The 24,917-nt window shown below is 48.6% G+C and carries 27 protein-coding genes; 10 read left to right on the forward strand and 17 right to left on the reverse strand.

Annotated features, from left to right (window positions below; genetic code table 11):
* Nucleotides 1–44: 44 nt before the first annotated feature.
* The 6 genes from Q7J08_RS04545 to Q7J08_RS04570 form a co-directional block, all read right to left on the reverse strand.
* On the reverse strand, nucleotides 45–1,406 hold the full coding sequence (locus tag Q7J08_RS04545; protein ID WP_304910508.1) for an FRG domain-containing protein: 1,362 nt from the start codon (nucleotides 1,404–1,406) through the stop codon (nucleotides 45–47).
* Between the two features lie 731 nt (nucleotides 1,407–2,137).
* Nucleotides 2,138–2,761, reverse strand: coding sequence for a hypothetical protein (locus tag Q7J08_RS04550; protein ID WP_304910509.1), 624 nt, complete (start codon nucleotides 2,759–2,761; stop codon nucleotides 2,138–2,140).
* Between the two features lie 89 nt (nucleotides 2,762–2,850).
* Nucleotides 2,851–4,254, reverse strand: coding sequence for a class I SAM-dependent methyltransferase (locus Q7J08_RS04555; protein WP_304910510.1), 1,404 nt, complete (start codon nucleotides 4,252–4,254; stop codon nucleotides 2,851–2,853).
* Between the two features lie 6 nt (nucleotides 4,255–4,260).
* Nucleotides 4,261–4,812, reverse strand: a complete 552-nt coding sequence (locus tag Q7J08_RS04560) for a ZPR1 zinc finger domain-containing protein (RefSeq protein WP_304910511.1) — start codon at nucleotides 4,810–4,812, stop codon at nucleotides 4,261–4,263.
* A 6-nt stretch (nucleotides 4,813–4,818) separates the two neighbouring features.
* The gene (gene sepF, locus Q7J08_RS04565) at nucleotides 4,819–5,193 is read right to left on the reverse strand and encodes a cell division protein SepF (protein ID WP_304910512.1); all 375 of its coding nucleotides are present in this window, start codon (nucleotides 5,191–5,193) and stop codon (nucleotides 4,819–4,821) included.
* 50 nt (nucleotides 5,194–5,243) lie between these two features.
* The gene (locus Q7J08_RS04570; RefSeq protein ID WP_304910513.1) at nucleotides 5,244–5,741 is read right to left on the reverse strand and encodes an RNA-binding protein; all 498 of its coding nucleotides are present in this window, start codon (nucleotides 5,739–5,741) and stop codon (nucleotides 5,244–5,246) included.
* A gap of 304 nt (nucleotides 5,742–6,045) precedes the next feature.
* On the opposite strand from Q7J08_RS04570, the gene Q7J08_RS04575 reads away from it, so the two are divergent.
* The 5 genes from Q7J08_RS04575 (at nucleotide 6,046) to cofD (ending at nucleotide 9,390) form a co-directional block, all read left to right on the forward strand.
* Nucleotides 6,046–6,273 (forward strand): LSM domain-containing protein, encoded by a 228-nt coding sequence (locus Q7J08_RS04575; protein ID WP_304910514.1) that lies wholly within the window; start codon nucleotides 6,046–6,048, stop codon nucleotides 6,271–6,273.
* Nucleotides 6,274–6,292: 19 nt separating this feature from the next.
* Nucleotides 6,293–6,463 (forward strand): 50S ribosomal protein L37e, encoded by a 171-nt coding sequence (locus Q7J08_RS04580; protein WP_304910515.1) that lies wholly within the window; start codon nucleotides 6,293–6,295, stop codon nucleotides 6,461–6,463.
* 16 nt (nucleotides 6,464–6,479) lie between these two features.
* Nucleotides 6,480–7,871, forward strand: coding sequence for an amidophosphoribosyltransferase (gene purF / locus Q7J08_RS04585; protein WP_304910516.1), 1,392 nt, complete (start codon nucleotides 6,480–6,482; stop codon nucleotides 7,869–7,871).
* A 180-nt stretch (nucleotides 7,872–8,051) separates the two neighbouring features.
* On the forward strand, nucleotides 8,052–8,441 hold the full coding sequence (locus Q7J08_RS04590) for a hypothetical protein (RefSeq protein WP_304910517.1): 390 nt from the start codon (nucleotides 8,052–8,054) through the stop codon (nucleotides 8,439–8,441).
* A 34-nt stretch (nucleotides 8,442–8,475) separates the two neighbouring features.
* Entirely contained in the window at nucleotides 8,476–9,390 is a 915-nt protein-coding gene (cofD, locus tag Q7J08_RS04595; RefSeq protein ID WP_304910518.1) for a 2-phospho-L-lactate transferase, read from the forward strand.
* Nucleotides 9,391–9,594: 204 nt separating this feature from the next.
* Here the strand turns inward: cofD and pyrF are convergent, their stop codons facing one another.
* The 4 genes from pyrF to Q7J08_RS04615 all read right to left on the reverse strand — a co-directional run bounded on the left by pyrF (nucleotide 9,595) and on the right by Q7J08_RS04615 (nucleotide 12,968).
* A complete protein-coding gene (gene pyrF / locus Q7J08_RS04600; protein WP_304910519.1) occupies nucleotides 9,595–10,233 on the reverse strand; it encodes an orotidine-5'-phosphate decarboxylase in 639 nt (212 codons plus the stop codon).
* Nucleotides 10,234–11,172, reverse strand: a complete 939-nt coding sequence (locus Q7J08_RS04605; RefSeq protein ID WP_304910520.1) for a deoxyhypusine synthase — start codon at nucleotides 11,170–11,172, stop codon at nucleotides 10,234–10,236.
* Nucleotides 11,173–11,256: 84 nt separating this feature from the next.
* Nucleotides 11,257–11,682 (reverse strand): hypothetical protein, encoded by a 426-nt coding sequence (locus tag Q7J08_RS04610; RefSeq protein ID WP_304910521.1) that lies wholly within the window; start codon nucleotides 11,680–11,682, stop codon nucleotides 11,257–11,259.
* A gap of 368 nt (nucleotides 11,683–12,050) precedes the next feature.
* On the reverse strand, nucleotides 12,051–12,968 hold the full coding sequence (locus Q7J08_RS04615; protein WP_304910522.1) for a hypothetical protein: 918 nt from the start codon (nucleotides 12,966–12,968) through the stop codon (nucleotides 12,051–12,053).
* 235 nt (nucleotides 12,969–13,203) lie between these two features.
* Here Q7J08_RS04615 and Q7J08_RS04620 point away from each other — a divergent pair, with 235 nt between their 5' ends.
* Nucleotides 13,204–14,403 carry an ammonium transporter gene (locus Q7J08_RS04620; RefSeq protein ID WP_304910523.1) on the forward strand — a complete coding sequence of 400 codons (1,200 nt, stop codon included), beginning with the start codon at nucleotides 13,204–13,206 and terminating at the stop codon, nucleotides 14,401–14,403.
* Nucleotides 14,404–14,423: 20 nt separating this feature from the next.
* Entirely contained in the window at nucleotides 14,424–14,756 is a 333-nt protein-coding gene (locus tag Q7J08_RS04625; protein ID WP_304910524.1) for a P-II family nitrogen regulator, read from the forward strand.
* A gap of 64 nt (nucleotides 14,757–14,820) precedes the next feature.
* Here the strand turns inward: Q7J08_RS04625 and Q7J08_RS04630 are convergent, their stop codons facing one another.
* Nucleotides 14,821–16,035, reverse strand: coding sequence for a tRNA(Ile)(2)-agmatinylcytidine synthase (locus Q7J08_RS04630; RefSeq protein WP_304910525.1), 1,215 nt, complete (start codon nucleotides 16,033–16,035; stop codon nucleotides 14,821–14,823).
* Between the two features lie 49 nt (nucleotides 16,036–16,084).
* Here Q7J08_RS04630 and Q7J08_RS04635 point away from each other — a divergent pair, with 49 nt between their 5' ends.
* From Q7J08_RS04635 to nikR, 3 genes are all read left to right on the forward strand, one after another.
* The gene (locus Q7J08_RS04635; protein ID WP_304910526.1) at nucleotides 16,085–17,038 is read left to right on the forward strand and encodes a transcriptional regulator; all 954 of its coding nucleotides are present in this window, start codon (nucleotides 16,085–16,087) and stop codon (nucleotides 17,036–17,038) included.
* Between the two features lie 115 nt (nucleotides 17,039–17,153).
* Nucleotides 17,154–18,131: a cobalt transporter CbiM gene (cbiM, locus tag Q7J08_RS04640; protein WP_370651234.1), complete on the forward strand. Its 978-nt coding sequence runs from the start codon at nucleotides 17,154–17,156 to the stop codon at nucleotides 18,129–18,131.
* A 92-nt stretch (nucleotides 18,132–18,223) separates the two neighbouring features.
* Nucleotides 18,224–18,643 (forward strand): nickel-responsive transcriptional regulator NikR, encoded by a 420-nt coding sequence (nikR, locus tag Q7J08_RS04650; protein WP_304910527.1) that lies wholly within the window; start codon nucleotides 18,224–18,226, stop codon nucleotides 18,641–18,643.
* A gap of 29 nt (nucleotides 18,644–18,672) precedes the next feature.
* Here nikR and Q7J08_RS04655 read toward each other — a convergent pair whose 3' ends face one another.
* From Q7J08_RS04655 to Q7J08_RS04680, 6 genes are all read right to left on the reverse strand, one after another.
* Nucleotides 18,673–19,812, reverse strand: a complete 1,140-nt coding sequence (locus Q7J08_RS04655) for a nitrogenase component 1 (RefSeq protein ID WP_304910528.1) — start codon at nucleotides 19,810–19,812, stop codon at nucleotides 18,673–18,675.
* Nucleotides 19,805–20,824 (reverse strand): nitrogenase component 1, encoded by a 1,020-nt coding sequence (locus Q7J08_RS04660; RefSeq protein WP_304910529.1) that lies wholly within the window; start codon nucleotides 20,822–20,824, stop codon nucleotides 19,805–19,807. Before Q7J08_RS04660 ends, Q7J08_RS04655 begins: the two co-directional genes overlap by 8 nt.
* Nucleotides 20,825–20,831: 7 nt before the next feature.
* Nucleotides 20,832–21,638 carry a Ni-sirohydrochlorin a,c-diamide reductive cyclase ATP-dependent reductase subunit gene (cfbC, locus tag Q7J08_RS04665; protein WP_304910530.1) on the reverse strand — a complete coding sequence of 269 codons (807 nt, stop codon included), beginning with the start codon at nucleotides 21,636–21,638 and terminating at the stop codon, nucleotides 20,832–20,834.
* Nucleotides 21,639–21,720: 82 nt separating this feature from the next.
* Nucleotides 21,721–23,205, reverse strand: coding sequence for a TrkH family potassium uptake protein (locus tag Q7J08_RS04670; protein WP_304910531.1), 1,485 nt, complete (start codon nucleotides 23,203–23,205; stop codon nucleotides 21,721–21,723).
* A gap of 82 nt (nucleotides 23,206–23,287) precedes the next feature.
* Nucleotides 23,288–23,671: a desulfoferrodoxin gene (locus Q7J08_RS04675; RefSeq protein ID WP_304910532.1), complete on the reverse strand. Its 384-nt coding sequence runs from the start codon at nucleotides 23,669–23,671 to the stop codon at nucleotides 23,288–23,290.
* A 59-nt stretch (nucleotides 23,672–23,730) separates the two neighbouring features.
* Nucleotides 23,731–24,915, reverse strand: coding sequence for an FprA family A-type flavoprotein (locus Q7J08_RS04680; RefSeq protein ID WP_304910533.1), 1,185 nt, complete (start codon nucleotides 24,913–24,915; stop codon nucleotides 23,731–23,733).
* Between the last annotated feature and the right edge of the window lie 2 nt (nucleotides 24,916–24,917).

The raw sequence follows: 24,917 nt of genomic DNA on the forward strand, positions 1-24,917 counted from the left end.
TTTATAGGGCGTACCTGTTGCCCATCCAAAAGTATATTTACCGATTAAGCAATTCTAAATACCTCATTACCAAGCCTAATAAGCGCCAACATAGTATCCTTTGTCCCTGCATTAAACGTTGAATAAGAATCATCTGGTTCGAACAGTTTCCCATCTTCATCCCCAAAGTAGATCTTTCTCTCAAATAGATCTGTATTGGGATATAATCCATATTTTTGAATATCATAACAAAGATTATGAATATCTTTATCAGACAATGTAAATGCAGGATAAAATACGATTGAATAACCTGCAGATTTTACCTCATTGATAATTTCATCAGGAGATTTATTAATTTGTTTCGCAACTGAGTATATTGAGTTGATTGTTACAGATTTGCTCCTTTCAACATCTTTGGCTGCTTTTGAGATTAATTCATCCGGAAACAGACTACAATCATCACCATTATAGAATAAATCATGAATCTTTCGCGTCATTTTGGCAGATTGCTGAAATTTAATACATCTCCAGTTAAGTTTCCAGGATCTTGGTTGTGATGTAATCATCTCCTGAAATGTGGCTGCTATGGTGTTTTGTTTGGATTCATCAATATTCATCTGAGTGTTATTTTGATAATTGAAAAACTCATTCCAGCAGAAAGCTCTCTGAAGGGTTGGGCGCTTAAAGTGCTGTACCCCGATTATTGAGTTTATTCTCGAATCACCACCACCATTATCAACTGGGTAAAGATAGAATGAGATTGGATGTGCTTTTTTGATGCATCCTATTCCCTTGGTTACCATTTTGCATTGATCAGTATCATAGTCATATCGGTGTGTTGCAAAAAATGCTGCGATGAATGGTTCACTTGAAACATCAATGAGATTGGTTCGAAGTCCATAATGTTGAGCGAGAGCTTCCCAATTTATGTTAATTTTTCCCATCTGTGCAAGAATCGTATTTGGAAAAGTTTTGGCAATCTGAGTAAACTCCTCAATTTTCAGGAGATCGATTAACTGCTGAGTCGAAAATGGAATCCCAGTTGTTCTGGAAATATCCCGCTGACAACTTGGAAGAGTTGTTTCACGAAATTTATACTCTCCTCTATATAATCCTGGAAAATGTGTTCGAATGTGTTGTCGTAAAAATTCAACATTTGAGGATGATTCGCCCATTATATTTTTATAATAACCTGCTTCAAAGGAATAAGGAAGCCCGACTCTTTTCCCGTTGTCGTATCTTAATATCTCAGCACTAGGGCTTGGTATTCTATAATCTATTTTTTGGCAGTTTTTCAGATAGAGCATGTGATGAACTGGGTGCAGCTGCCTTATTGCCTCGAATATATCATCGCAAATTTTACAATCTGTTGAGGGATGATAAGTGTTGTTGATATCCAATTCAGGGGTTATGTTATAGTCTGTCAATAATATTAATTATCCGACATAGTATGATATATTTTTAGGGTCATATTTGAATTGAAATTGGTTACAAAGAATCTCAATAGAACTTACTCAGTGTTAGTCTCGATCCAATTTGGAAAGGGTCTAGTTGAGTGTGGAAACATGAGAAAAAAACCAACCGCGAATCGGCGCGAATCCCGCAAGCCTTTGGCTTGCTCCCAGAATCGGATTTGCTTATCCTCACTCTCGCAATTCAGCTTCGCTGTCTTGCTCGCCCCTCATCGGGAACGTTCGGGCAAATCCTGTCGCCGCCCCAGCGGCTCCCAATAACAATTTCTTCCTCCCCTCCTCCTCCAAATAACGTTTATCTGAATATTTCTTTCACGAGAGGCGCTGGGGCGCCGATAGGATTTGCCCGAACGTTCCCGATGAGGGACGAGCCGTCGTGTCGTCTAGACACGACGAGCGAGAGTGAGGATAAGCAAATCCGATTCTGGGAGCCCGAAGGGCGGGATTCGCGCCGATTCGCGGTTGGTTTTTCTCATGTATCAAAAAACATCCCGTACACGAAAATCAAAGTACATCTTTCATGTACCTCAACTTTTTGATTGAGAGCACACCGCGTAAGTCTTATTTTAACAAGACCTGAAATCGGTTATTGATATCGTAATACAATGATCCTGCAGTCAAATTCACAATTACTAAATTTACCAAAATTAGTAATTGATGAGTAATTCAAAAAAAGAGATGGTCCCCTATACTCTGGTATAGGTGTGTGTTACATCCTTCCAGGTCTCGGTAAGTATTCCATCAGTTCCGAGGGTGAATGTTGAGATATCATTCAGATATGAATAGCTGTAGATCCCGTCCTTCTTTGACCAGATAAGCGGATAGGTGGATTCCAGCGTGGTATTATTCTGATAATACCAGGAGAACGCTCCTGAATTATTCTCATAAAATGCAAACTCTCCCTCGTAGATCACGCCGTCATTTTCCCATGGAATGTCCTTTGTCCATATGCCGACAAATCCGTCTCCGGAGAATCTGTCTCCGCTTCCGTCTCCGGAAATGGCAAAGGTCTTCTCATCGTCTGAAAGAAGGAGCTGATATGCAAATGCCGCCTCATAGGTCGAATTGCCGACTGCTTGCCATGTTATATTGAACATACTGATACCCTTTGCAGGATCTTCAAACACCTCGGTCACATTCCCGGTCCCGTCTGCATTGAAAACATACGTGAAACTCGTAGCGTTGAATTGTTCCGGATTTACCACATTCCAGGTGCCGGTAAAAGGATCGGGTGATGCCCCCGGGCTCGTACATCCGCTTGCAAAGATGACCGCGAGGATAATGATCCCGACAATTGCGATTTCTTTCATACCTTGAATAGTATGCAACCATCACACTTGAATTTGCCGAGGGTGCAGTATTCTCAGAGAAAAATCCGCAAAAAAAGTGAAAGAAAAATCTATCTCTTACTCGAAGGTTTACCCGTCTTCTTTCCCCGATAATTCGGGGAGGGTTTTTTGCCGTATTTTTCCTTCAGTAAGGCGATCTTGTCAGGAGCTTTATTTCCTGTTGAAACACCGGCGATCATTCTGGTGAAACTTTCACGTCCCATCAGCAGATTGTAGGCATTCTGCTGTTTATTGAACCGTACCATTACCGAATCGACGGCCACCACAGATCCGTAGGATGCGGTGAGCAAAGCTTCATGCTCGGGTATTCTGTGGAATGCCGGCAGTGCCAGGTAGGTCGGCGTTGTGCCCGTCCCGTCACAGACGAGGAACAGATAATTTTTCGCATCGCCGATGTCTGCCGACATTACCGAAACCGTGATATGGATCCTTCTCTCCAGATGTTTTTTGAGTTGGGAGAGTCTTGCTCTCTTTGCATCCGCCGGGATCTTGTATCCGCATTTTCTGTGCCCGTCGGTTCTGAGGATCGCATAGGAAAACTTCACATCCGTGTTCACGAACCTGAACTTCTCTTCAGCACCGCCAAGTGCGAACATAAGGTCTGTTGGTTTGATGTCGGCATAGGAACGGAACGACCAGCAGGGTGAAACCGTACAATACATGCCCCGGAGATCATTACAGGGGGCGTATAAGGTAAGGCCTTGTTTCTTCACATCGCGTGAGAGATCGCGGAGCATCGTTGAATTGGTAAGGTCGGCTGGTTCAAGGAGGACCAGATTTCCGTCAAAGACAAGATGCTTCGACAGTGCCATGACAAGTTCTGCTTTTTTCTCCGGGTCAAGACCGCTCAGTTCGTTGATAACATTTGAACAGACGATCAAGTCGAACTCCCCTTCGGGGATGTCTTTCGTGATATCTTGTGCGAGCGGTTTTTCCGCGGTGACTTTTCCCCCGGCATTTTTGAGAAACTCAGGAACGATCACCTGATACGCTTCGATATGGGTCTCGTAATATTCAAGGGACGTGATCTCGGCGGTCATCCCCTCCAGACAGGAAAGGACACGGGCAACACCGATCGAAACGGTTCCGGGTCCGGCCCCGATGTCCAGGATCTTCACATGTTTTCTGATCAGGCCCGAGGTGATCATTGCGGCAAAAAATTCAGAGAACTCGAGAACATAGCCCGGCATCTGGTATGCCATGTAGCCGAGAACGCTGTATCCTCCTTTGTAGGAGATACTCTTCTGCACTCCCTCTTTCCAGTATGATTCCTTCTGGGTGATGATGGCGTTTCGGATCTTTTCGAGAACAGTCTCATCTTTCCAGGACTTGCCGGTCACCTTCTCGATATATTTGATCGTCTGTTTTTCAAGTTCAGGGACGCTGCGTATCTTTAAAAAAGCGTTGAGGCGGGTTATTTCCTCAGCGGTCGGGATGTATCGTGGATTATCCATTCTATGTTACACGAGTGTTTTGACGGAGTATCCGTCAGCTTCTGGCTCAATTTCGAGTTTGGTCTTCTTAGCTTTTGAGGAGACGATACCCGAGTTTCCGCTCGGGTCAGTGATGATGACGGTAAATGGTATTTCTGATCTTCTTGCTTTATCGATCTCTTCCAGGAGTTTTTTTGCCTGGGCGATCTCGTCTCCTTCACAGGATATCGAGGCGCGTTTTACTGCATCCTCTGCCCGTTCAAGGATCCCTTCGATGTTTGATACGAATCCAAAGCAGGCTGGCCCCGGATGGATATTTATGCCGAACTCGGGGATATCGATCTCACCCTGCATACTGCGTATGACCCGTGCATCAAGATCGTTCTGTGTCTCTACTTTCATCTCCCAGCGGCTTGGTTCGTGGTCGTTTAACACCATGGTATCGACGATGCGAAACCCACAGTTGCAAACGCCGCAGATCAGGAGAATGTCGGAAAAATACGGGATATTTTCCGTATCATATATGTATTCGATATCCTCTCCGCATTCAGGGCAGGGGGCGGGGATTACCTGACGCATTGGGTGTTAGTACCCGCCGAGTTTCTCGCGGGAGATACGGACACCGGTCGGCACAACGATAACGTAACGTTGGTCGCCAAGTCCGATGATGTCACCGTTCACATCACGGGAAACGGCACGAAGATCGCCCATTACACGATCGAACATGATTTTATCGAGTTTCAGTTTGGTGATGTCGATGATGACAATATTTCCGTTGTAGATCTCGTCTTTTATCTTCGGACAGTCTTTGATATCACAGACGCTTGCGACTTTGACATACATCGTTGCGGGTTCGTTCTCTCCGACCGCGCCTTCGTATGCCTGCAGATCAAGCTTCATGTAAGTATCTTCTTCTGTTGATTTATCCTTTGAGCCAAATACTCCGTCAAGAAATCCCATATGAAAAATAGTTTAGTTGTTGCTTATTTAATTCTATCTGTGTGAGCCCTCTAGATCTCCATATTCCAGAGCTCATCGCCGATGTAATGCAGATTTTTCGCCGCCTTCCCCTTCTCGAGCGCGATGATATCCTTTGCATCATACAGTGGAAGGACCACGGCGAGGGGTTTGTTATGGCTCTCATCGACTGCGAGTGCCGGCTGACCAGCCTTAACATCGTCCGTGACCGAAACGATTCCCGGTCGCATGATATCTGCGCCGTTGATCATGTAGGGAATTGCCCCCATATCGACTACGATACGTCTGCCGGTAAACGGACGGGAGATCGCCCCGCGGAGTGTGGGGAATGCCCAGTCATCCTTTTCCATAACGAGCGGCTTTTTGTCGATGATGTAGATGTTGAATTTTGATGCTGTCTCTGCGATTTCGATCATCGGAGCATTGTACAGAGCAGCTTCTTCTCCGATATTCTCTGTAAGCTTTGTCATCAAAGCCGCAAGCTGACTTTTTTTGATGGCGTGGCGTTTTTTGATGATAAGTTCTACCATTTGTTATTGTATTATTTGGCGCGTGAAATTATATAGACTCCGTGACCGGTCATTTGCGAATATCATGTGTAAGCATAGGAGATTTCGCCTGCCTGCCCTGTTTTCAAACTTCAGATTTTGGGCTCAACTCCCCGCTATCTTTATGTGTCACAGTGGCGTATACATTAAGCACTCGTCCATGAGTCTTAGGCTTATGTGACGTCCGAAACCTGCATGAAAGCCGCGGCTTTTGTGTTTGCCCGGCATATTCTGCCTGCGGTTTTCGTTTCGGACTCTCTCCCTGAGAGAAACGAGAGGTAATCCAATGACAAAGCGACCACTAGAAATTTTAGATCAGGTTCTGAACCGCCAGCCGGTTATCATTTCACTGAAAGGTGGACGGGAGATCCGTGGAGTTCTTCAGGGATACGATGTTCACATGAACCTGGTTCTTGACAAGGCAGAGGAAGAAGGAGAGAACGGGATTGCTGAACTCGGCACTTTGATCGTGCGCGGAGACAACGTCATCTACATCTCTCCATCTGTAGAATAAACATCGAGGTGAATTAACAATGACAAAAGGCACTCCATCAATGGGTTTGAAAAATAAGCATTCCCATATCATCTGTCGCCGCTGCGGTAAACAGTCTATGCACGCACGGCACGGAGTATGTTCATCATGCGGCTTTGGCAAAAGTTCAAAGATCCGTGGGTACAACTGGACGAAAAAAGCAGCAGAATAATTAAAAAGGTTGTAATATGAGTGGTATTGCAGGCATCGTCGACTCTCGAGGTGTCGCTTACCCCCTTTATTATGCTCTGCATGCCCTGCAGCACAGAGGGCAGGAAGCTGCGGGCATATCTACTTTTGACGGGCTTGTATTTCATATGCATAAAGGTCCCGGACAACTTTCCGAAGTGTTTTGTGAAAAGGTACTGGACCGTTTGGTCGGTAACGTGGGTGTGGGTCAGGTCTTATACACCCAGAAAGCACATCGGGGACGAACGGAAAATATTCAGCCGTTCAACTTTACGTTCAAAAACCACAAACTTTCCATTACCGTTTCTGTTGCTTTGATCAACCGCGAGACACTTCGGAGCGAGTATGAGGGTAAGGGACACATTTTTTCGACGACAACCAATGCTGAGCTGATAGCAGCGATGATCGCTCACGAGCTGATATCCGGTGTTTCAGCAGAAGATGCGTTCGTAAATACGATGAAACGGCTTTCCGGGGCGTATGCGGGAGTCGCCGTTCTGGATGGTGTTTTGTATGCATTCCGTGATCCCCTCGGCACAAAACCGTTGTGTTTTGGGAAGACCGATTTTGGTTTTGTCGTGGTTTCCGAAAGCGAGGCTCTGGATATTCTTTCAGGGACCTTTGAAGGGGATGTTCGCCCCGGCGAACTTCTCACAATAACAGATGACGGGATTTCCCGCCGTCAGGTCCTCGAATCTGACCATAAAGCATATTGCGTGTTTGAATACGTGTATATTGCGAGACCCGATTCGGTCCTTGACGGCGTGCTTGTATATGATGCCCGAAGAAAGATCGGGGCATGTCTTGCAAAAAATCCTCCGAAGGCTGATCTTGTTTCCCCGGTCCCTGACTCGGGCATTGCCTTTGCTACGGGATATGCCTCGGAATCCGGGATCCCGTATATCGAAGGTCTGTTAAAGAACAGATATGTCGGCAGGACCTTCATTATGCCGGCTCAAAGTCTCCGGGAAAATGCCGTACGGATGAAGATGAATCCGGTCCGCCGCCACGTGGCCGGAAAATCGGTTATCCTGGTGGACGACAGTATCGTTCGGGGAACCACATCCCTCAGGATCGTTGACATGGTCAAGGATTTCGGCGCTGATGAGGTCCACCTGAGGATAGGTTCCCCGCCGATCGTCGCTCCGTGTTATTTCGGGATCGATCTTGCTACCCGTGAGGAACTGATCGCCGCAGGTCTTAATGTGGAATCGATCCGTGAAAAGATCCATGCCACGACTCTTCAGTATGTATCGACCGAGGATCTCGTTGCTTCGATCGGAATCCCTGCCGAGGATCTTTGTATGGGATGTTCCAGCGGCAGATTCCCGCTTGAAATACCTGGCGAATGTTCGGGCTGCTGTAGAAAGATCACTCCGGTCAAAAACTAATTTTTTAGCGAAGTTTCTTGTATTTCCGAAACCCACCGAATGGTGATGCAACTGCAGTATACATTAACAGAGAATGATTATATCGCGTTCAATAAATCCCATTATTCCCGTTCGCCCAGTATGAGAAGACAGTTTTCCAGGTCCCGTTTTTACATGTCGGCAGTGTTCTTTTTTATCCCGATGTTACTTGCGGTCACATTTACCGGGTTTACCTATCTCTGGGCAGGGCTCGCCGGAGGCGTGATCGTTTTTGCCCTGATCTACTGGATCTATCCGAAGTTCTACTGGAAGATGATCGACAGAAATCTCAGAAAGTTTCTGCGTAAGGGAGGCCCTGGCGTGCCCTGGGAAATGCCGGCAGAATTGTCTCTCAAAGATGACGGCATGCATTTCTCTATCGGTCCAAACTCCTCAGTCTCCCCCTATTCATCGGTTCAGGATATCGTGAATGAGAACGGGGCAGTGTATATTTACGTGGATGCTCTGCAGGGAGCGATCATCCCCGCCGGTGTTTTAGGGACAGATGAGTTTGTTTCTGCGCTGAAAGCAAAACTCCCCGCTAATTCATAATTTTCATAACCTTCCCCGTCCAATTCCCTTTACCATGATTACAGTTTTTTCCGGCGGAACAGGAACGCCCAAACTCATCCGCGGTCTCAGACAGATCCTGCGTGATCACGAGATCACTGTTGTCGTGAACACGGCTGAGGATCTCTGGATGTCGGGCCTGTATGTTTCTCCGGATATCGACTCTATTCTCTATCTCTTCTCCGGTCTTTTGAATACCGAATCCTGGTGGGGGATCCGCGGAGATTCCTTTGAGACATTTCATGCGATGGAAAAACTCGGCTACACTGAACTCCTGCCCCTTGGGGACAAGGACCGTGCCACGAATATTGCCCGTGCAGAGTTTCTCAGAAACGGAATGACCCTTACTACGGCCACCGAGAAGATCGCGAAAGGCTACGGCGTATCTGCGCGGATCCTTCCGATGTCGGATCAGGGTGTTACGACGTATGTGGTGTGTGAGGATGACTCCCTGATGCATTTTCAGGAGTACTGGGTGGGCAGACGCGGGAACGTGAATATCAAAGGAGTCGTCAGAAAAACAGCAGACGGTTCTCCGCTGAAAACCACCCCCGAGGTCATCTCGGCGATCGAGGAAAGTGATGGGGTTATCATCGGTCCCTCAAATCCGGTCACGAGCATCGGTCCTATCCTTGAGTGTGCCGGTGTATGTGAGGCTCTGCAAAACAAGTTCACGGTGGCCGTAAGTCCGTTTATCGGGAACCGGCCGATCAGCGGACCTGCCGCCGCTCTGATGAAGGCATGGGGCTATGAATCCACGTCCTACGGGACCTGGCAGATATACAAAGATGTGGTGGATATGTTCATTCAGGATATCAAGGATTCTGCAATAGAAGTGCCCGGAGCTCATCGTCTGGACACCATAATGACCAATGAAAAAAAGGCTGAATCCCTTGCGTGGGATCTGCTCTCGTACTTCCCGAGAAAATAAAAAAATAAGACTTGTGCGGAGTTGGTGCGGATAGATGAGATTCGCGGTTAAATAACCCGACGGTCGCAAATCGGAGATTTGCTCAGCTAAGGGCGAGCCTGTTCGCAAACCTTCGGTTTGCTCTCCGACTCGGGTCTACGACCCTCGCTTGTCGGCTCACCCGCCTCGGCTGAGACCGACCTTGCGGGTCAGCCCGCAAAAAAATCAGAGGGAACGCAGGCGGAATTCGTGCGCTGCTTTCCCTGGGTCAGCTGATTCGTAAATGGCACGGCCGACAATGATCCCGTCAACATATTTTTTGATATCTTCGGGCTGTGCTCCCTGAGCACCCACACCGGGCGAATAGATCTTCATCGAACTGCCGATGATATTTCTTAAGATCATCGTACGCTCTGGTCTTGTCGCAGGAGCGATGATCCCGTCGGCTCCTGCCTCCTTCGCCATCTTAGCCATTCGTTCGGCATTCTCACCGCTCAGAAAATCAAGAGCTCCGGGGTGACTCATTTCACAGACCACAAAGGCATGTCCCCCGTGATCATGTGCCCCGTCCACGATCGCCTGAAGAGAATCCGATCCGCAGAATGCGTGGGTGATGATCCCTGAGCATCCTGCTGCAAAGACCTCTTCGCAGATAAGGGTGTTAGTGTTAGGAATGTCGGCAACTTTGAAATCGGCAATGATCGGGATGTTGGATTTTGCCAGCTCCTTTACGATTCCCATACCGGTCGAAAGGACAAGCGGGTAGCCGATTTTTATTGCATCGAGTTCCCCTTCGCATGCCCGAGCTACACGGACCGCTTCGCCGGCGCCTTTTACATCAAGTGCGAGAAGAAGTTCGGCCATTTATTTTCCCTCCAGACGCTCCAGCGTTGCTGCGGCAAGAATCGGGAGTGTTATTGTGGCATCGCCGTACACGGTAACGCCGGTCCCTCCCTCGCCGATCTTACCCCAGGACTTTGCTTCGTCAAGCGTCGCCCCGGAAAGTCCGCCAAGGTCGGGGCGGTCTCCGGTAAGCTGGATCACATAGGTGAAATCGTTTGGCGTCATCAGCATGCTCTGAAGCGTGAAGTTCTTCGGGACCCCTCCGCCAACTAAAACCGCTCCGGCCTTTTTGACATTGAACACCTGATTCATGAGAACATGCATATCGCCGATCGCGTCAAGGATCGTCTTTTTATGGAACTGGGAAAACATCCAGTACTGGAGACCAAGGACCGAGTCCTGAAATGCCGGGCAGTAGATGGGGACATCATGTTTCGCTGCCGCTGCAAGGATCCCTGTGTCAAGTTCATTGCCGATCGTTTTCAGAAGATTGCTGATCGTGATGGGCTCTTCAGGAAGCCCGCAGTATACGTCCTGAATGAACTCTTCCAGATCCTCGAATGCATCGTTTGGCAGGAATACATCGTAGATCCGGTTTATTTCATCGTTTCGGAGTTCGACATCATCGCACTCCGCTTTACCATGATAGTGATGACAGCCGATCGCTTCGATGACATCATGGGTGAGGTTTGCACCTGTTGAGGTCAGAACATCGATGTGACCTTTTTCTATGAGTGTAGTTACGATCCCTCCCATTCCCGCCGGGACCATCGCTCCGGAAAGAGCGAAGAACTTTGTCATGTCGGGGTCGGAGAGCATTTTCTCGTACACTTCTACGGCATGGAAGAGACTTCCTCCGTTATACGCTCCTGCTTTTCCCATCTCACAGACCAGTTCATTCACGGTCATGTCGCCGCGGGGGATAAACTGCTTGACCGGGGTACTACAATGTTTATGCATGATTTTGACCTTAATGCTGGATATAGTTGGTTGGGTAAACCCATATAGGTATGTCTTGCCAATGAAAAAATAGAACGTCGTACCTCATGTGCACTCTATCTTGCAGCATCTCAGGGTCGTGGTTACCCCGTCAGAAAACACTCCTTTTATCGAAATATCTCTGCTTCCGGAGACCCCTTCGACAACTCCCCGAAACGTGCAGGTATTGCTGTATATGTGCTGTCGTGCCTGATCTTCAGTAAGCTGCACACCGTTTATACAGATGATGATTTCTCTTAGATCGGCGACATCATTACCCCCAGATATGAAAATCACTACATCGTCCCTGGAAACAGAGACTGCCGTCTGCACATCTTTAGTCAGGAATGGATTTTGCATAACCAAACTGCTGCTGAACAACCCGGTGCTTGTCGCGGCGATGAGTATCAAAATGAGCAAAGCTATCAGAATGATTCCTGCCGAGGTCATGGTCTTACCTTTTTTGATCCTGGGTCCGGGTTTTTTTCTCATACTACTGGTGATCGGTCTTGGTCCCAGGAATACTACCGTAAACTCTGCACAATACCGATTTTTTGATTTTTGGATATTTTTCTGAGTCTCTCTTAACTGCACTGTGAATGGGGGATCGCAAAAAGATACTCATAGTCTCAAATGCTTTTTAGGATATGAAAAAGCACTATGAATTATTACTAATCTAAAATCGTAATACAAAATAATAAAGATATCTATCCTGGCATTTTCTTGGGATAAGAGATACAAAATCGATTAAAAACTGCCGATCTAGTAATTACAAAAAGACTCTCGGAATAATTGGTGAGGGCAGCAGTATCCACACTGCTTTGTACTCCACATCCCCCACCTAACAGTAATATATGACGTTAACTGGTTTTAATCTTACCGTCTTTCCCTGACAGAACACTCTGTTTTTTCAGGTCAGAGACGACTCCTGATAAATACTCGGGCGATAAATCAAAGGAAATCACATCTTCTGTTCCTTCGAGCGGGAAGGCGGGGGCATCAAAGGCGGCAAGCAGCTCTGCTTCGCTCTGCTTTCCCTCAGAAACCAGTTCATGGACCTTTCCGATCAAAGCCTGTTTGAAAAAGACCGCATCCACGAATCGCGCAGCTTCGTCGTCCTCAACATCCATATGATCTAAGAACTCGGTAAGATCCTCAATGTCGCATACGAACAGAAGTTCTACGCCTGTTGTTATAATAAACTCGGTAGTCGAGGAGGTTCTGATGTGGCTCATCGTTCCGGATTCTTTCAGATCATCTTCAGTTACACCGTTGAAGTCAGTATATGCATACATAACGCGGAGATCTTCCGGATTTTTTGTTCCAAGAAGCGTGTAGCACTCCTTTTCCTCTGATACTTCCAGAAGATCATTATCTTCCAGGGTCCCAAGGATCATCAGTGCATTCATGAATTTATCGGATGCCTGTTTTTGCACATCTTCGCCCATTGCATCGATAGATTCCGCCTGTGCCAGAAGTTGTGAAGGTGTTGCATCCGTTAAACAGTCTCCTGTTTTGTGTGATGCGAAAAACTCCTCAAGGGTTTTTTTGCGTGCAAGAAGATCGGACTTCAGTTCATCCAGATCGGCATCCGTCTCACGCGCATGTATTTTATCTATGAGCTGCAGGATCGACGCTATGCTTCCCTCAAAGTAGGGTGTTCCCGAAAAGCTGTGTTCAACCGATATCCGTGACGGACATCCCTTTTCCCGGAGATACTTCTGAAACGCTGCCGCGTCTTCCCGGGAATAAAAGGTGATTTTTTCTTCCAGTGTCATCTGGTTATTTGTATGCTCTCTATATGGTTATTAATTCCGTGCTACTATGACACTTGTTAACACGGAGCATATTATTTTATACAGGGAGCACAAACATTATATCAGCACATCAACACCACTTAAAATCCGGAATACAGTTCGGTCTCCGGCGTGGTGCAAGATTACCACGGGGTATCGGCGGGACTGTTTTTCGGGTTATTTGTATTTGTTTTGTGCTGATTTAGGTGAATTACTCATGGATCTTGATACTGGTGCAACAGCCTGGGTTCTCATTTCAGCAGCATTAGTGTTGATGATGGTTCCCGCAGTCGGGCTGTTCTATGGTGGTATGGTAAGGAAGAAGAACGTCATCTCAACGATGATGTTGTCCTTTGTGGCACTTGCCCTTGGTATAGTTCAGTGGATTATCATTGGTTACACGCTTGCCTTCGGCGCTGATGTTGGAGGAATTATCGGCTGGTCTTTGGATTATGTCGGTCTTTCGGGAATTCCGATCGACGGAGTGACAGGCGGTATACCTGACATTTTGTTCGTCTGTTTCCAGATGATGTTTGCCTGTCTGGCACTTGCGATCCTGACATCAGGTATCGTTGGACGGGTGAAAATGTCCTCCTACATAGTCTTCGGTTTTCTGTGGCTGACCCTGGTTTACGCACCTCTTGCCCACTGGGCATGGGGCGGTGGCTGGGCATATAGCCTCGGTGCCCTCGACTTTGCCGGTGGAACAGTCGTCCACATCAGTTCTGGATTTGCAGCCCTTGCTCTTGCTTTAGTCATAGGTAAGAGGGTCGGGTACGGCAAACAGATGTTCAGTCCCCACAACATCCCAATGACGCTTATCGGCGGAATGTTCCTGATTGTTGGCTGGTTCGGGTTCAACGCAGGTTCTGCACTTGCTGCAAACCAACTCGCTGCAAGCGCATTCCTCGTAACCGCAGCTGCAGCTGCCACTGGTGCTCTCACCTGGATGGCACTCTCCTGGAAGAGCGGAAAGCCGAACTCCCTGGGTTTCATCTCGGGAGCCATTGCCGGTTTAGTCGGTATCACTCCGGCAGCAGGATACGTCAATGTTGGCGGTGGACTGCTGATCGGTATCATTACCGCTGCTGTCTGTTACGGTGCCCTTACCTGGAGAATGAAGGTTGGGCTTGATGAGTCTCTCGATGCCTGGGCAGTCCACGGTATGGGAGGTTTCACTGGTGCAATTCTGACTGGTGTCTTTGCAGTCTCCGCAATCTGCGGGGTCGGTGGACTTCTTGAAGGAAACATCATGCAGTTCGGCATCCAGATCCTTGACGCGGTGATCGCAGTGGTTTTCGCCTTTGGAGTGACCTTCATCCTTGGATGGGTCATTGACAAGACCATGGGACTCCGGGCCACAGAAGAAGAGGAATACATCGGTATGGACCTTGCCCAGCACGGTGAACAGGCATAAGCAAAAAGAGGTTTCACAACATGAAAATGATAACAGCTATCATCCGCCCGGAAAAGGTGGATGAGGTATTGAATGCACTTGAGCAGAACAAAATTCCGGGTGTCACAATCACCGAAGTTCTTGGTCGCGGCGAGCAGGGAGGCGTCTGCCTTCAGTACAGAGCCGGTAAAATGCAGGTGAAAACCCTGCCTAAGGCCAAACTCGAAATAGTTATCCCGGATAAAGATGTGGAGATGCTGATAAAAATCATCCGTGAACATGCACGGACCGGTAAAAAAGGAGATGGCCGGATCTTTGTTCTGCCTGTTGAGGCAGCAGCTTGGGTCAGGACCGATGATTACATCACCGGATAACCCCCTATTTATTCTTTCCTTTCTCTCAATCCAATCTTTTTTTTTAATGATCTGATAAGTCGCCTTAATCTCTCATCCTGACAGCTGGTTTTGCCAGATGCCGTCTTGATCCCGGCGGGACTTCATACCATCTTGTCTGAATAGTTCTCTCTCGGCTCTCCACATCGCGAACTCTTGCAGAACATTCCCGGCATTTGTACCCCTTGTCTTTTCCTGCAGACGTCATCCGTCCGCCGCAGATCGGGCAGCGAGGAGACGAACGATGTTCCTGTTCCGTGAGCCGGTCAGGTCTGAATTTTTCCAGATGAAGGATCCCTTTCTGGAAACTTCCGCAGACGGTGATCCGGTCCCCGCAGGCAAGTTCACGGACCGCGTTCCTGAAATATTTGGTTGGTTCAAACGCAAACACCTGAATGCTCTCACCATTTGCGAGGATGGTGAACTGCACATGACCTCCGCGGTTCGTTCTCGGCGCTGATTCTACCACACCAAAAAACCGGTATGATTCCCCTTCAACAGGTCCCCCATAGGGGAGGGAAAGGAGATGAGCATCCGTTCCCTGATTTGTTTCCCAGATTTGAGAGAATGCCGGCTCTTCGGTATCCAGAAACCCAGTCGCTTTTTCGACCCACTCGGGAGTATCCCCGCGGATCCCGTACAACACCGGGTCTTTTCCATGAGGAACACAGACGATATCTCTCCGAATAAAATCCACCGTGTCCCATGTGTGTGGCGCCGTTTTATCCTCTGAAGTAAAAAATCCTTCTTTTTCAAAGATACGTGGAGTCCCGAGCACGTCTGCCTTTCGGTATGCAAGACATTCAAAGGTTTTGTCCGGGAGGACCGACGAGACGGCTGCCAGTGCCCCAATCAATCCTCTGCCGTTTTTGTATCCTTTATACAACGCCCCGATCCTTTCCAGCCGCGAGACCGTCTCTTCGATTGTGCAGAATCTCTGCAGAGTCTGAAAATAAAATGCAGGGTCCGGAGGAGAATCGACCACAACAACGCCGGGATTCGTTTTTTCGCAGTCGAATTGTGCGAACCGGTCCACAAACCCACAGGCAATGTCAAAAACGGTTTTTGGATCGCCCCCCAAGATCTCGATACATATTGCCGCGTTACCCCGCGTTTTCCAAATGACGTTTGGATTCAGCCTGACAAGACGATGGTTCGTGACCTCATACCCCAAGCGTTCCAGCTCATCGGCTATCAACGCCCCAAGGTACGTCGTACACATCCCGTCAGGTGAATCCGTGTCATCAAGCCCGAGTAACATAAATGATATTATTTTATAGAACCGCATTACTATTACGATTATACATCTTATGTCCAACGACAGACTCCTCCAAAATGTGGTCAGTATCCTTCTGATGACTGGATACAATGTCTCGGAACGATGCGAAATTCGTCCGAGAAGTTTCGACCTTATGACATCAAAGGGAGAGAATCTGCTGGTTATCAAAGTAGTTTCACAGATCGATAGTGTAAACGAAGATATTGCCTGGGACCTGGATATGATCGCCCGGCATCTCCACGCGGTCCCGCTTATCATCGGGGAGCGCGCGCGTGATGTCGCTCTGGAACGGGGGGCGATCTATCTCAGATATGGGATCAACGCCGTTTCGTCTTCCACTCTGTATGATTATCTTGCAGAAGGCGAACTCCCTCTGGTGTATGCTTCACCGGGAGGTCTGTATGTGAACATCGATGCAGAGAGACTTCGAAACCTCCGTGAAGAACAGTCGATGTCTCTTGGCGATCTTGCCCATGCATTAGGTGTTTCCCGACGGACGATCAGCAAGTACGAAGGGGGGATGGGTACGACCCTTGAGATGGCGATGCGGCTCGAGGAATTTTTCAACGATGATATCGTGATGCCGATCGATCTGCTGCATTACACGCCTGCCGAAGAGGAACGTGTCCCGGCATCGCTTGCCTCCGGTCATAATCCGGAATCCGATGCTCTGCCGAAAAGACCCGAGGATCATCTCAGGTCGATAGGTATCAATGTGCAGGAACTTAGAAGGTCGCCTTTCCACGCATTTGCGGTGTTTGAAAACAAAACGATCCTTACCTGTTACGGATCTCCGCAGAAAACCGTTCAGCGGGCAGAACTTGTGGGCAATATCTCCCAAATCACCGGCACCCATTCATTGTGTGTGGTCTCTGATTATCGGAAAGAAAAGATGATCGGCAAAACGCTCGTGATAGGTGAAGAGCGTCTCAAGGATGTGGAGGACGGCGAGGATCTTCTGGAGATGGTGATCGATGAGAAATAATACGTTTTTTACAATCTGGATGTTAAAATAATACCTTTTATATCAACTCGCACGCGTAGTAACACTTATTACATAATACGTGTTATTGTAATATACAGGTGAAAACACTACGCACATACCTGATTTTCTGTTTGGTTATAGCGGACTCGGCGTCCCAATTGGTATCGTATTCTGGATAATTGCTCTTGTCTTTATTGCTCTTGCAATAAACTGGGCAAGGAAAAATCTTGACGAATCTAAAATCCCGATCCTTGCGGTCATCGCCGCAGGCATTTTTGCCCTTCAGGCATTCAATCTTCCTACCGGTTTTGGTGTATCTGGACATTTAGTCGGCGGTGCTCTCGCAGCCATCATTCTCGGCTCGCCTTTTGCTGCTGTATTTATTTTGACGATCGTTCTTGTCATTCAGGCACTCATCTTCGGTGACGGCGGAGTCCTGGCACTTGGTGCAAACATCATCAATATGGGTGTTGTTGCAGGATTTGTCGGATTTTACTCATTCAAAGGACTCAGATCAGCTCTTCCAAAGCTTCCTCTCGCGGGAGCAGCAGGTATAGCAGCATGGCTTGCGTGTGTTATCGCTGCCTGTTGTGCCGCTGTTGAAATCGCCATTCTCGGCGCTGTTCCGATCTCGGTCGGTCTTCCGACAATGTTTATCTACCACGCGATCATCGGTATCATTGAAGGTATCATAACTGCGGTTGTGGTAACGCTTGTCTTCACCGTTCGCCCGGAACTGACGGGAGATACGACGAAAAAGGCTGTCCCGATCAAGAAGTTCCTTGTTGCTGGTCTTGTCATCGCTCTCATTATCGGGGGCTGTGCGGTCTTATTCGCATCAGGCGATCCGGACGGACTTGACAGCACACTGCTTGTGAGTGGAGGCGTTAAAGAAGTATTTGCTCCGGCAACGGGAGAAGAGATCATTGAAGCTGAAGATCCGATCGGATGGTCGGCGCCAATGCCTGATTATGCTCTCGGAGATAGTATGGCCGGTGGAATAATAGCCTTGATCATAGGAATCTTTGCAGCTCTCGTTGTAATTCTCCTCGCGGCGAAGATCGTCTACTCCTCCTCAGGGAAGAGTAGTTAACTCCTCTTTTTTTCATCCAAAGTACGTACAACCCCTTCATTAATTCAGATTATGTAAGAACTCTAATATAGGGATACGACAAATACTTCAATATGGTTGGAGAGTCGGATCTTTCACGTATTGGTATTTCGCTGCCTGAGAATCTTCTGAATAAATTTGATGATATCATCGGGAAACGCGGATATTCTTCAAGATCGGAGGGGATCAGGGATGCGATCCGTTCCTATATCACGTATTATGAATGGATGAATGACGTTTCGGGAGAACGCCAGGGTGTCATTACGATGGTCTATGATCACGATCACCGCGGTCTTATGGAAGCGATCACGGAGATCCAGCATGGAAACAGACATATTGTCCAGTCCACTATCCATTCACATGTCAGTGATGAACGGTGTCTTGAGGTCATTCTTGTCCGTGGTCAGGGCGAACAGCTCAAAACGCTTGCAGAGCGCCTTATGTCTCTCAAAGGTGTTGAGTCAGTGAAACTGACAACAATAAAAATCGACTGATACATTATCGTCGTAATAAAAATAATCTCTTATTTATTCGTTTTTTGCTTCAGAGAAGCTCTGTCTATCAACGTATTCAGCACGCTCTCGATAAACAGAATCCCACCCTCGACCCCGGCAATTGGCCGTGCCGCTATCGAGACCCTGCTTCGGTCGGGCGGCGTGATCCCGAGGAATGCGGCGTTGGGATGGGCATTTGCTTCAAATGTTGATCCTAGAATAAGGTCAGGAGCGCAGTCAGCAATCTGCCTGGTGATCTTCGTCAGATCGGTTTCACAGGGAATAGATACTGCATCACTGTTTCGTGCAAGGATTACCGGGACCTCGGAGCCAAAATAATGTTCCATCATCACTGTGGCGAACACTGCGTAACTCTCCTGAGCGCAGACGGCCACGACCGGCGGTTCATATTTTCGGAGATACTTGTCGCATGAATAAAAAATCTGCTCGTCAGCGCGTTTCCATTCCTCAAAAACCGGATCTGTATCTGCGTTCGGGAATGTATCTGCGAGTTTTGCACAGGTCTCTTTCAGATTGGAGAACAGAAATGAACCAAGCATCGTTCCGATTCCCGACGGGTACGACGGATTTACCGATACGGTATGGAGAGCCGCTCCCTGCCGGAGATTTTCATAGCTGTCTTTCGCGAATCGGACGGCCACCGGGATTCCCATTTGTGAGAGAAGCCGCTCGGCTTCGTGGAGATTTCCCCGCCAAAAGAGATCCAAAAGAGAAACCCCGTCGATGTTCACGCCTTCGCGCGATGGATCCGTCTTGATCCCGAGACTGTCGAAGGCGATCTTCGCTCCCTTCTCAACATTCCCGATAAATCCGGGAGCGTCGACAAAGATCCCTTCCCCTCCGGAAAACGCCCCCGAGAGATCATCGCCGGTAAGTGCCGGGATACAGGTGTTCAAAATGGCGATCGGTTTGTTCGACGTCGAAAGATTGCTCACGACTTCTCTCAGGCGGTTTACCGTCCCGAACACGATCTCCGACTCCAGGAGATAGGTGCTGAACAGCGGGACCTTCAGCAGTGACCGTGGATAATAATAGCAGCCTGAAGAGCCGTGGATAAGCACGTTGATCCCGGAAATGCCGGCAAGGACTGAACAGGCCCCTGTCATGGCGCACGGCCAGACCGGATTCACACACAGCCTTTCATCCATGGAGGATCGCCCTCCTCCAGAGATAGAGCATCTTCATTGTCCCGGATACCCCGACAGGCAGATAGAACGGCAGTCTCACTTTGATTCCCTTGGGAGACTCGGTCATCCCAAGGCGTTTTAGCGCTTCCCGTGCCACGGCAAGTGTTCCTTCGAACGGTTCGACCCCGAGGCAAACCTCGCTCTCGGAGAGATTTGCAAATCGTTCGAGCATCATTTTCTGGTGTTCAGTCTCTTTCGAAATCGCTTCTGCGATAACGTCTGCAGAAAGTCCGCAGGCTTTTCCGGTCTCCTGCAAAAATGCGATCGAACCTGAGAGTCCCCGTGGAAACTCGCCGATCACCGGTCGGTTGAATCTCTTTCCAAGTTCACGTCCCGCATCTGCGCAGCGTCCGTCTCGTAAAATAAAACAAGAGACTGTTCCAAGTTTTCGGAGATCCGCTATCCCGGCATTTCTGCAGAATCTGACCGTGACGGTAAGGTCCAGCAGATCGAGCAGCCGACTCACCTCGGCAAAATTCTCCTCGACCTCGGACTCCAGATTTTTTTCCCCGATGATTCCAACAGTCCCAGGAATCGGTTCGGCAGGCGCTGCCAGAGTTGAAAGTCCGATCAGTGCAGCGTTCTCCCCGTCCTTTGCACTCCCTCCAAGGAACCCGGATGTTGGAATATAGAGGGCCGACGCAGCATACGGATGTTCCCGGCAGACGGCCAGACAGTCATCGCCGATCGTTTCCGGCACGCAGGATGTAACTACGATGATCAGCTCCGGATGTTTCTCTGCTGCACGGTCAAGAGCCTGATTAAGACAGGCCTCTCCGCCGAAGATGACATCTTTGTCAGAAAGACCCGAGACCAGGATCTCAGGGACGATTTTCGTCTCCGCTTCGTTCATCAATGCATGGAGCATGGAAAATGTCTGATGGGCACAGCCTTTCGGGGCGTGAACTACCGTTACTGCCCCGGGAATAAAACAGGCGACGGAAAGGGCACCTGTGAGGGTGCACCCTGCCATCCTTGACTCAGAGATATTCTCTTGCAAGTTCTTCAAGTTCCTCTAATTCGAGCGGTGTCGGGATCCTGAGATCAGTGTTATCCAGCATCGTTTTTGCACAGTCACGGTAAACAGCCGCCTGCTCGGATGTCGGGTCGTGTTCGATGACCGTCATCTGATTCACTTCCGCTGTCCTGACCGAGTTGCTCCGCGGAATATAACAGATAAGCTTTGACCCGATCCTTTTTGCAAATTCCTCGACGAGTTCCTGTTCGTTCTCCATATTTCTCGCGTTGCAGATCACACCGGCAAGCCGGCATTTCGCGGTGCTTCGCTCCGATATCCGGGCTATCGCTTTACAGATATTATTCGCCGCATAGAGACTCATCAATTCCCCGCTTGTCACAAGATAGACCTCTTGTGCATATCCGTCTCTCATCGGCATCGCAAACCCTCCGCAGACGACATCGCCAAGAACATCATATACTATTACGTCCCCATAGAGCGAATTCATTTTTTCCAGAAGCTGGAACGTTGCAATGATCCCCCGACCCGCACACCCGATCCCCGGCTCAGGTCCTCCTGCCTCGACACAGCGGATGTTCCCAAATCCCTGATAGATTATGTCCTCACTTTTGATCTTCTTCTGATCATACATCTGTTCAAGAACGGTCGGGATCCAGCGTCCGTGCATGAGCATACGGGTACTGTCATGTTTCGGGTCACAGCCAATCTGCATGACATCCAGGTCCATCTCCGAAAATGCCGCCGAAAGATTTGCCGATGTAGTGGATTTTCCAATACCTCCCTTTCCATAGAGGGCGATCTGTCTCATTCCCGTATATATTGATTTGCAGAATACATATAATTTGAGTTAAATCCATGTTGTCTGGTCAGGAGACCGAACCTTCATGCTATTATTCATCTCTCTTACGTGTGCCTTTTTGCGTATCGAATCCCCGAAGGATACCCCATATCAGAATAAGCACCGGGATAATTTCCAGTCTGGTGATCCACATAACAAAGATAATAATGACTTTCGAGTAATCCGGCATCAGAGGTCCGATAACTCCGGTCGAGCTGCCGTTGTTTCCAATACAGCTGCAGAGATCATAGATCGTACCGGCGAGATTCTGCGAAAAGTACGGGTCGTGCAGGAGCACGATCAGTGTTCCGATCATGAGCAAAACATACAGCAGTATCACAAGAAGGGATTTTGTGATCAGTGTTTCCCCCGCTTTTCCGTAGAGAGGTTTTCCGTCGTGACGTATCGGGACCACTGCACGCGGACTCTGCAGCGTCTTTCTGAACCACCAGCTAAATGCTTCGAACATGATCTGGATACGATTCAGTTTGATACCTCCCGATGTACTTCCCTGGCCTCCTTCGATCATAAGGAATATCGAAAGGAACAGGATCGGCGCCATTCCCCAGCCGGCAAAGGTCGTGTTCTGGAATCCGGTAGAACTCACGACCGAACTGGCCATGAAGAGACTTTCCCGAAGGGTGTCCATGAGAGGCATTCCTGCGGTGAAAAGTTCAACGATCAAAACCGCTGAAACCAAAATGAACACGCCGATCAACATGTGCAGGATCCGGTCGTGCAGGATCTCCCGAAACGATCTGCTGACATATATCACATAATAGAGCCGGAACGGGATCGCTCCGGCGAGCATGATCGGAACCAAAACCATTTCGAGCGCAAAATTGTTAAAGTGTGTAATACCATCGGCATATATTGACATGCCTCCTGTGGCGATCGCACAAAAGGCAATGTTGACTGCGTCCCAGAGACTGAGTCCCGTCAGAAGAATTGCGAGAATCGCAATCAGCGTTAACGTGAGGTAGATTTTCCACATCTGAAAAGCCGTCGCGATCACGCTCGGCATGAATGATTCCGATCCGCCTTCGGAGCGGTAGAGATTCTGGGTGACCAGTCCTGAGCGGCTTGCAACCGTCAGCGTGAATGCGACGATCCCGAGACCGCCGATCCACTGCATCAGTGAACGCCACAGAAGAATGGTGTTCGGCCAGTCTTCCAGATTCGTTGCAAGGGAAAATCCTGTCGCGGTCCACGCCGACATGGATTCGAACACAGCATCGAGGAATGGCATGCCTGCAAAAATGAAGGGAAAACATCCAAGAAATCCGACCAGAGCCCAGATAACAGCGGTCGCGGAGATCGAGAGACTTGCTCTCGGGGGTTTCGTGTTTTTCGGCAGAAGGTGAAGTAAACCGCCAATCCCCAGCATCGCGACCGTGGAAGTTGCCATCCAGGGAAGAGCATACCATTCCTGATAGAGACACCCGACAATGATCGGAAGAAGTGTGGCGGCACCTATGAGCAGAAGTACTGACCCGATATCACGACCAATCGCCGGAAGTTCCCTGAGATACCCCATTTGTAGTACAATTAGGTGTTTGATAATAATAGTCGTTCCCAGAAAAAGCTTTCAGGAATAAAAAAATAAATGGAGAGAAAGTCTATACTTCCTTGACCCAGAGTCCGTGCTGATTACAGTACTCACATGCTTTCTTTGCCTTTGCCGTGGTCTTTACTATCATCTCGGGTTTCTCTCCTGGCACAAGGAACTTCTCGTGAACGATCTCATCATCGGTTTTGAGAGCGACCCAGGTGATGTAGTGTTCATCAACCATTGGGTGAGCGACCGAACCGACGGCCACTTTGTAGCCTCCCGGGACCGTTTCGATGACCGGGACATGTTTTTCGACCGAGGCGTCAGTACTGTTTTCTGCAAGCAGGTTCATCGGCTGGCCGCAGCAGACAAGCTGCCCTTTGCCTTTTCCAATTACTCTGACCGTGTTTCCGCAGATAGCACATTTGTAGATTTCTTTTGCCTGTGTCATACTAGAATCTTAGGTCAAACGTAAATAAAAACGTACGTATCGGGGAATAAAAAAGAGAATCAGAGCGTTTTATGACGCTCTTCAATAGAATCTGCAAGTTTGTGCAGAGCTTCGATCGCCGGTTCATCCGGGAGACCCTTGATGTACACCGGTTCAAGCATTTCGGCTCCGAGAGGAGACAGCATCTCGGCAAGATAGTTCACGGCATTGGTTCCCCAGCCGAATGAACCGATCACGCCAAGGTACTTAGCTTTCGGACGAAGTGCTCTGACCAGATATGCAGTATTTACTGCAACCGGGTGAGGGCCGAAGAGAACGGTCGGTGTTGCAAGAATAATTGTGGCTGCATCAACGATCGCACTGCCAAGTACACCGGTGTCCGTTTCAAGAAGATTGTACTGCTGAACGGGGATCCCGCGCTGAACAAGATCGTCAACCAGGAAATCCACCATCATTTTGGTACTGCCGTGCATGGATACATACCCGACAACGACCGCGTTCTTTGGCGTGTCAGATGACCATTCCCGATACAGATCAATGATCTTTGCGGGAAGTTTCAGGACTGGACCATGACTTGGACCGATAATGACCGGCGCGATCTCATCGATCAGTGCAAGATACTCGCGGACCGATGCCCTGAAAGGCATCATGATCGCTGCATAGTAGCGTTTTGCTGCCTCCAGATATTCGGGAAGATCATTATCCTGGAAAAGTGTCGGGGATGCGTAGTGGGTACCAAGGAAATCCGAGGTGAACAGAACTTTGTCTTCGACCACTTCTGCAAACATCGTGTCGGGCCAGTGGACCCAGGGAGCGAGATAGAACTTCAGCGTCTTGTCGCCAAGAGAAAGTGTCTCTATGTCCCCGATAACGATGAACCGCTCTTCGAGTTCTTCCAGATGATGCATAGCCATCAGAAGTCCTTTACAGACCTCGTTTGTGACGACCTTCACCATCGGATACACTTCGAGAAGCAGCGGAAGCATGCCTGAATGATCCTGCTCAGCGTGCAGACAGACGACGTAATCCAGAGAATGCTGGTCCAGCCGCATAAGATTGGTGATGAACTCTGCTTCTTCGTGGGGTTCACCAGTATCAACAAGGGCGGTCTTTTCGCTTCCTTTTACGAGGTAAGCGTTATAACTGCTTCCTCTCGGTGTCGGCATGATCGCATCAAAGTACCGGAGGTCCCAGTTGATCGTACCGACCGCATAGATATTTTCAACAATCTCGCGGGCTGCCATGA

It is taken from the genome of Methanocorpusculum sp., assembly GCF_030655665.1.
Taxonomy (GTDB): Archaea; Halobacteriota; Methanomicrobia; order Methanomicrobiales; family Methanocorpusculaceae; genus Methanocorpusculum.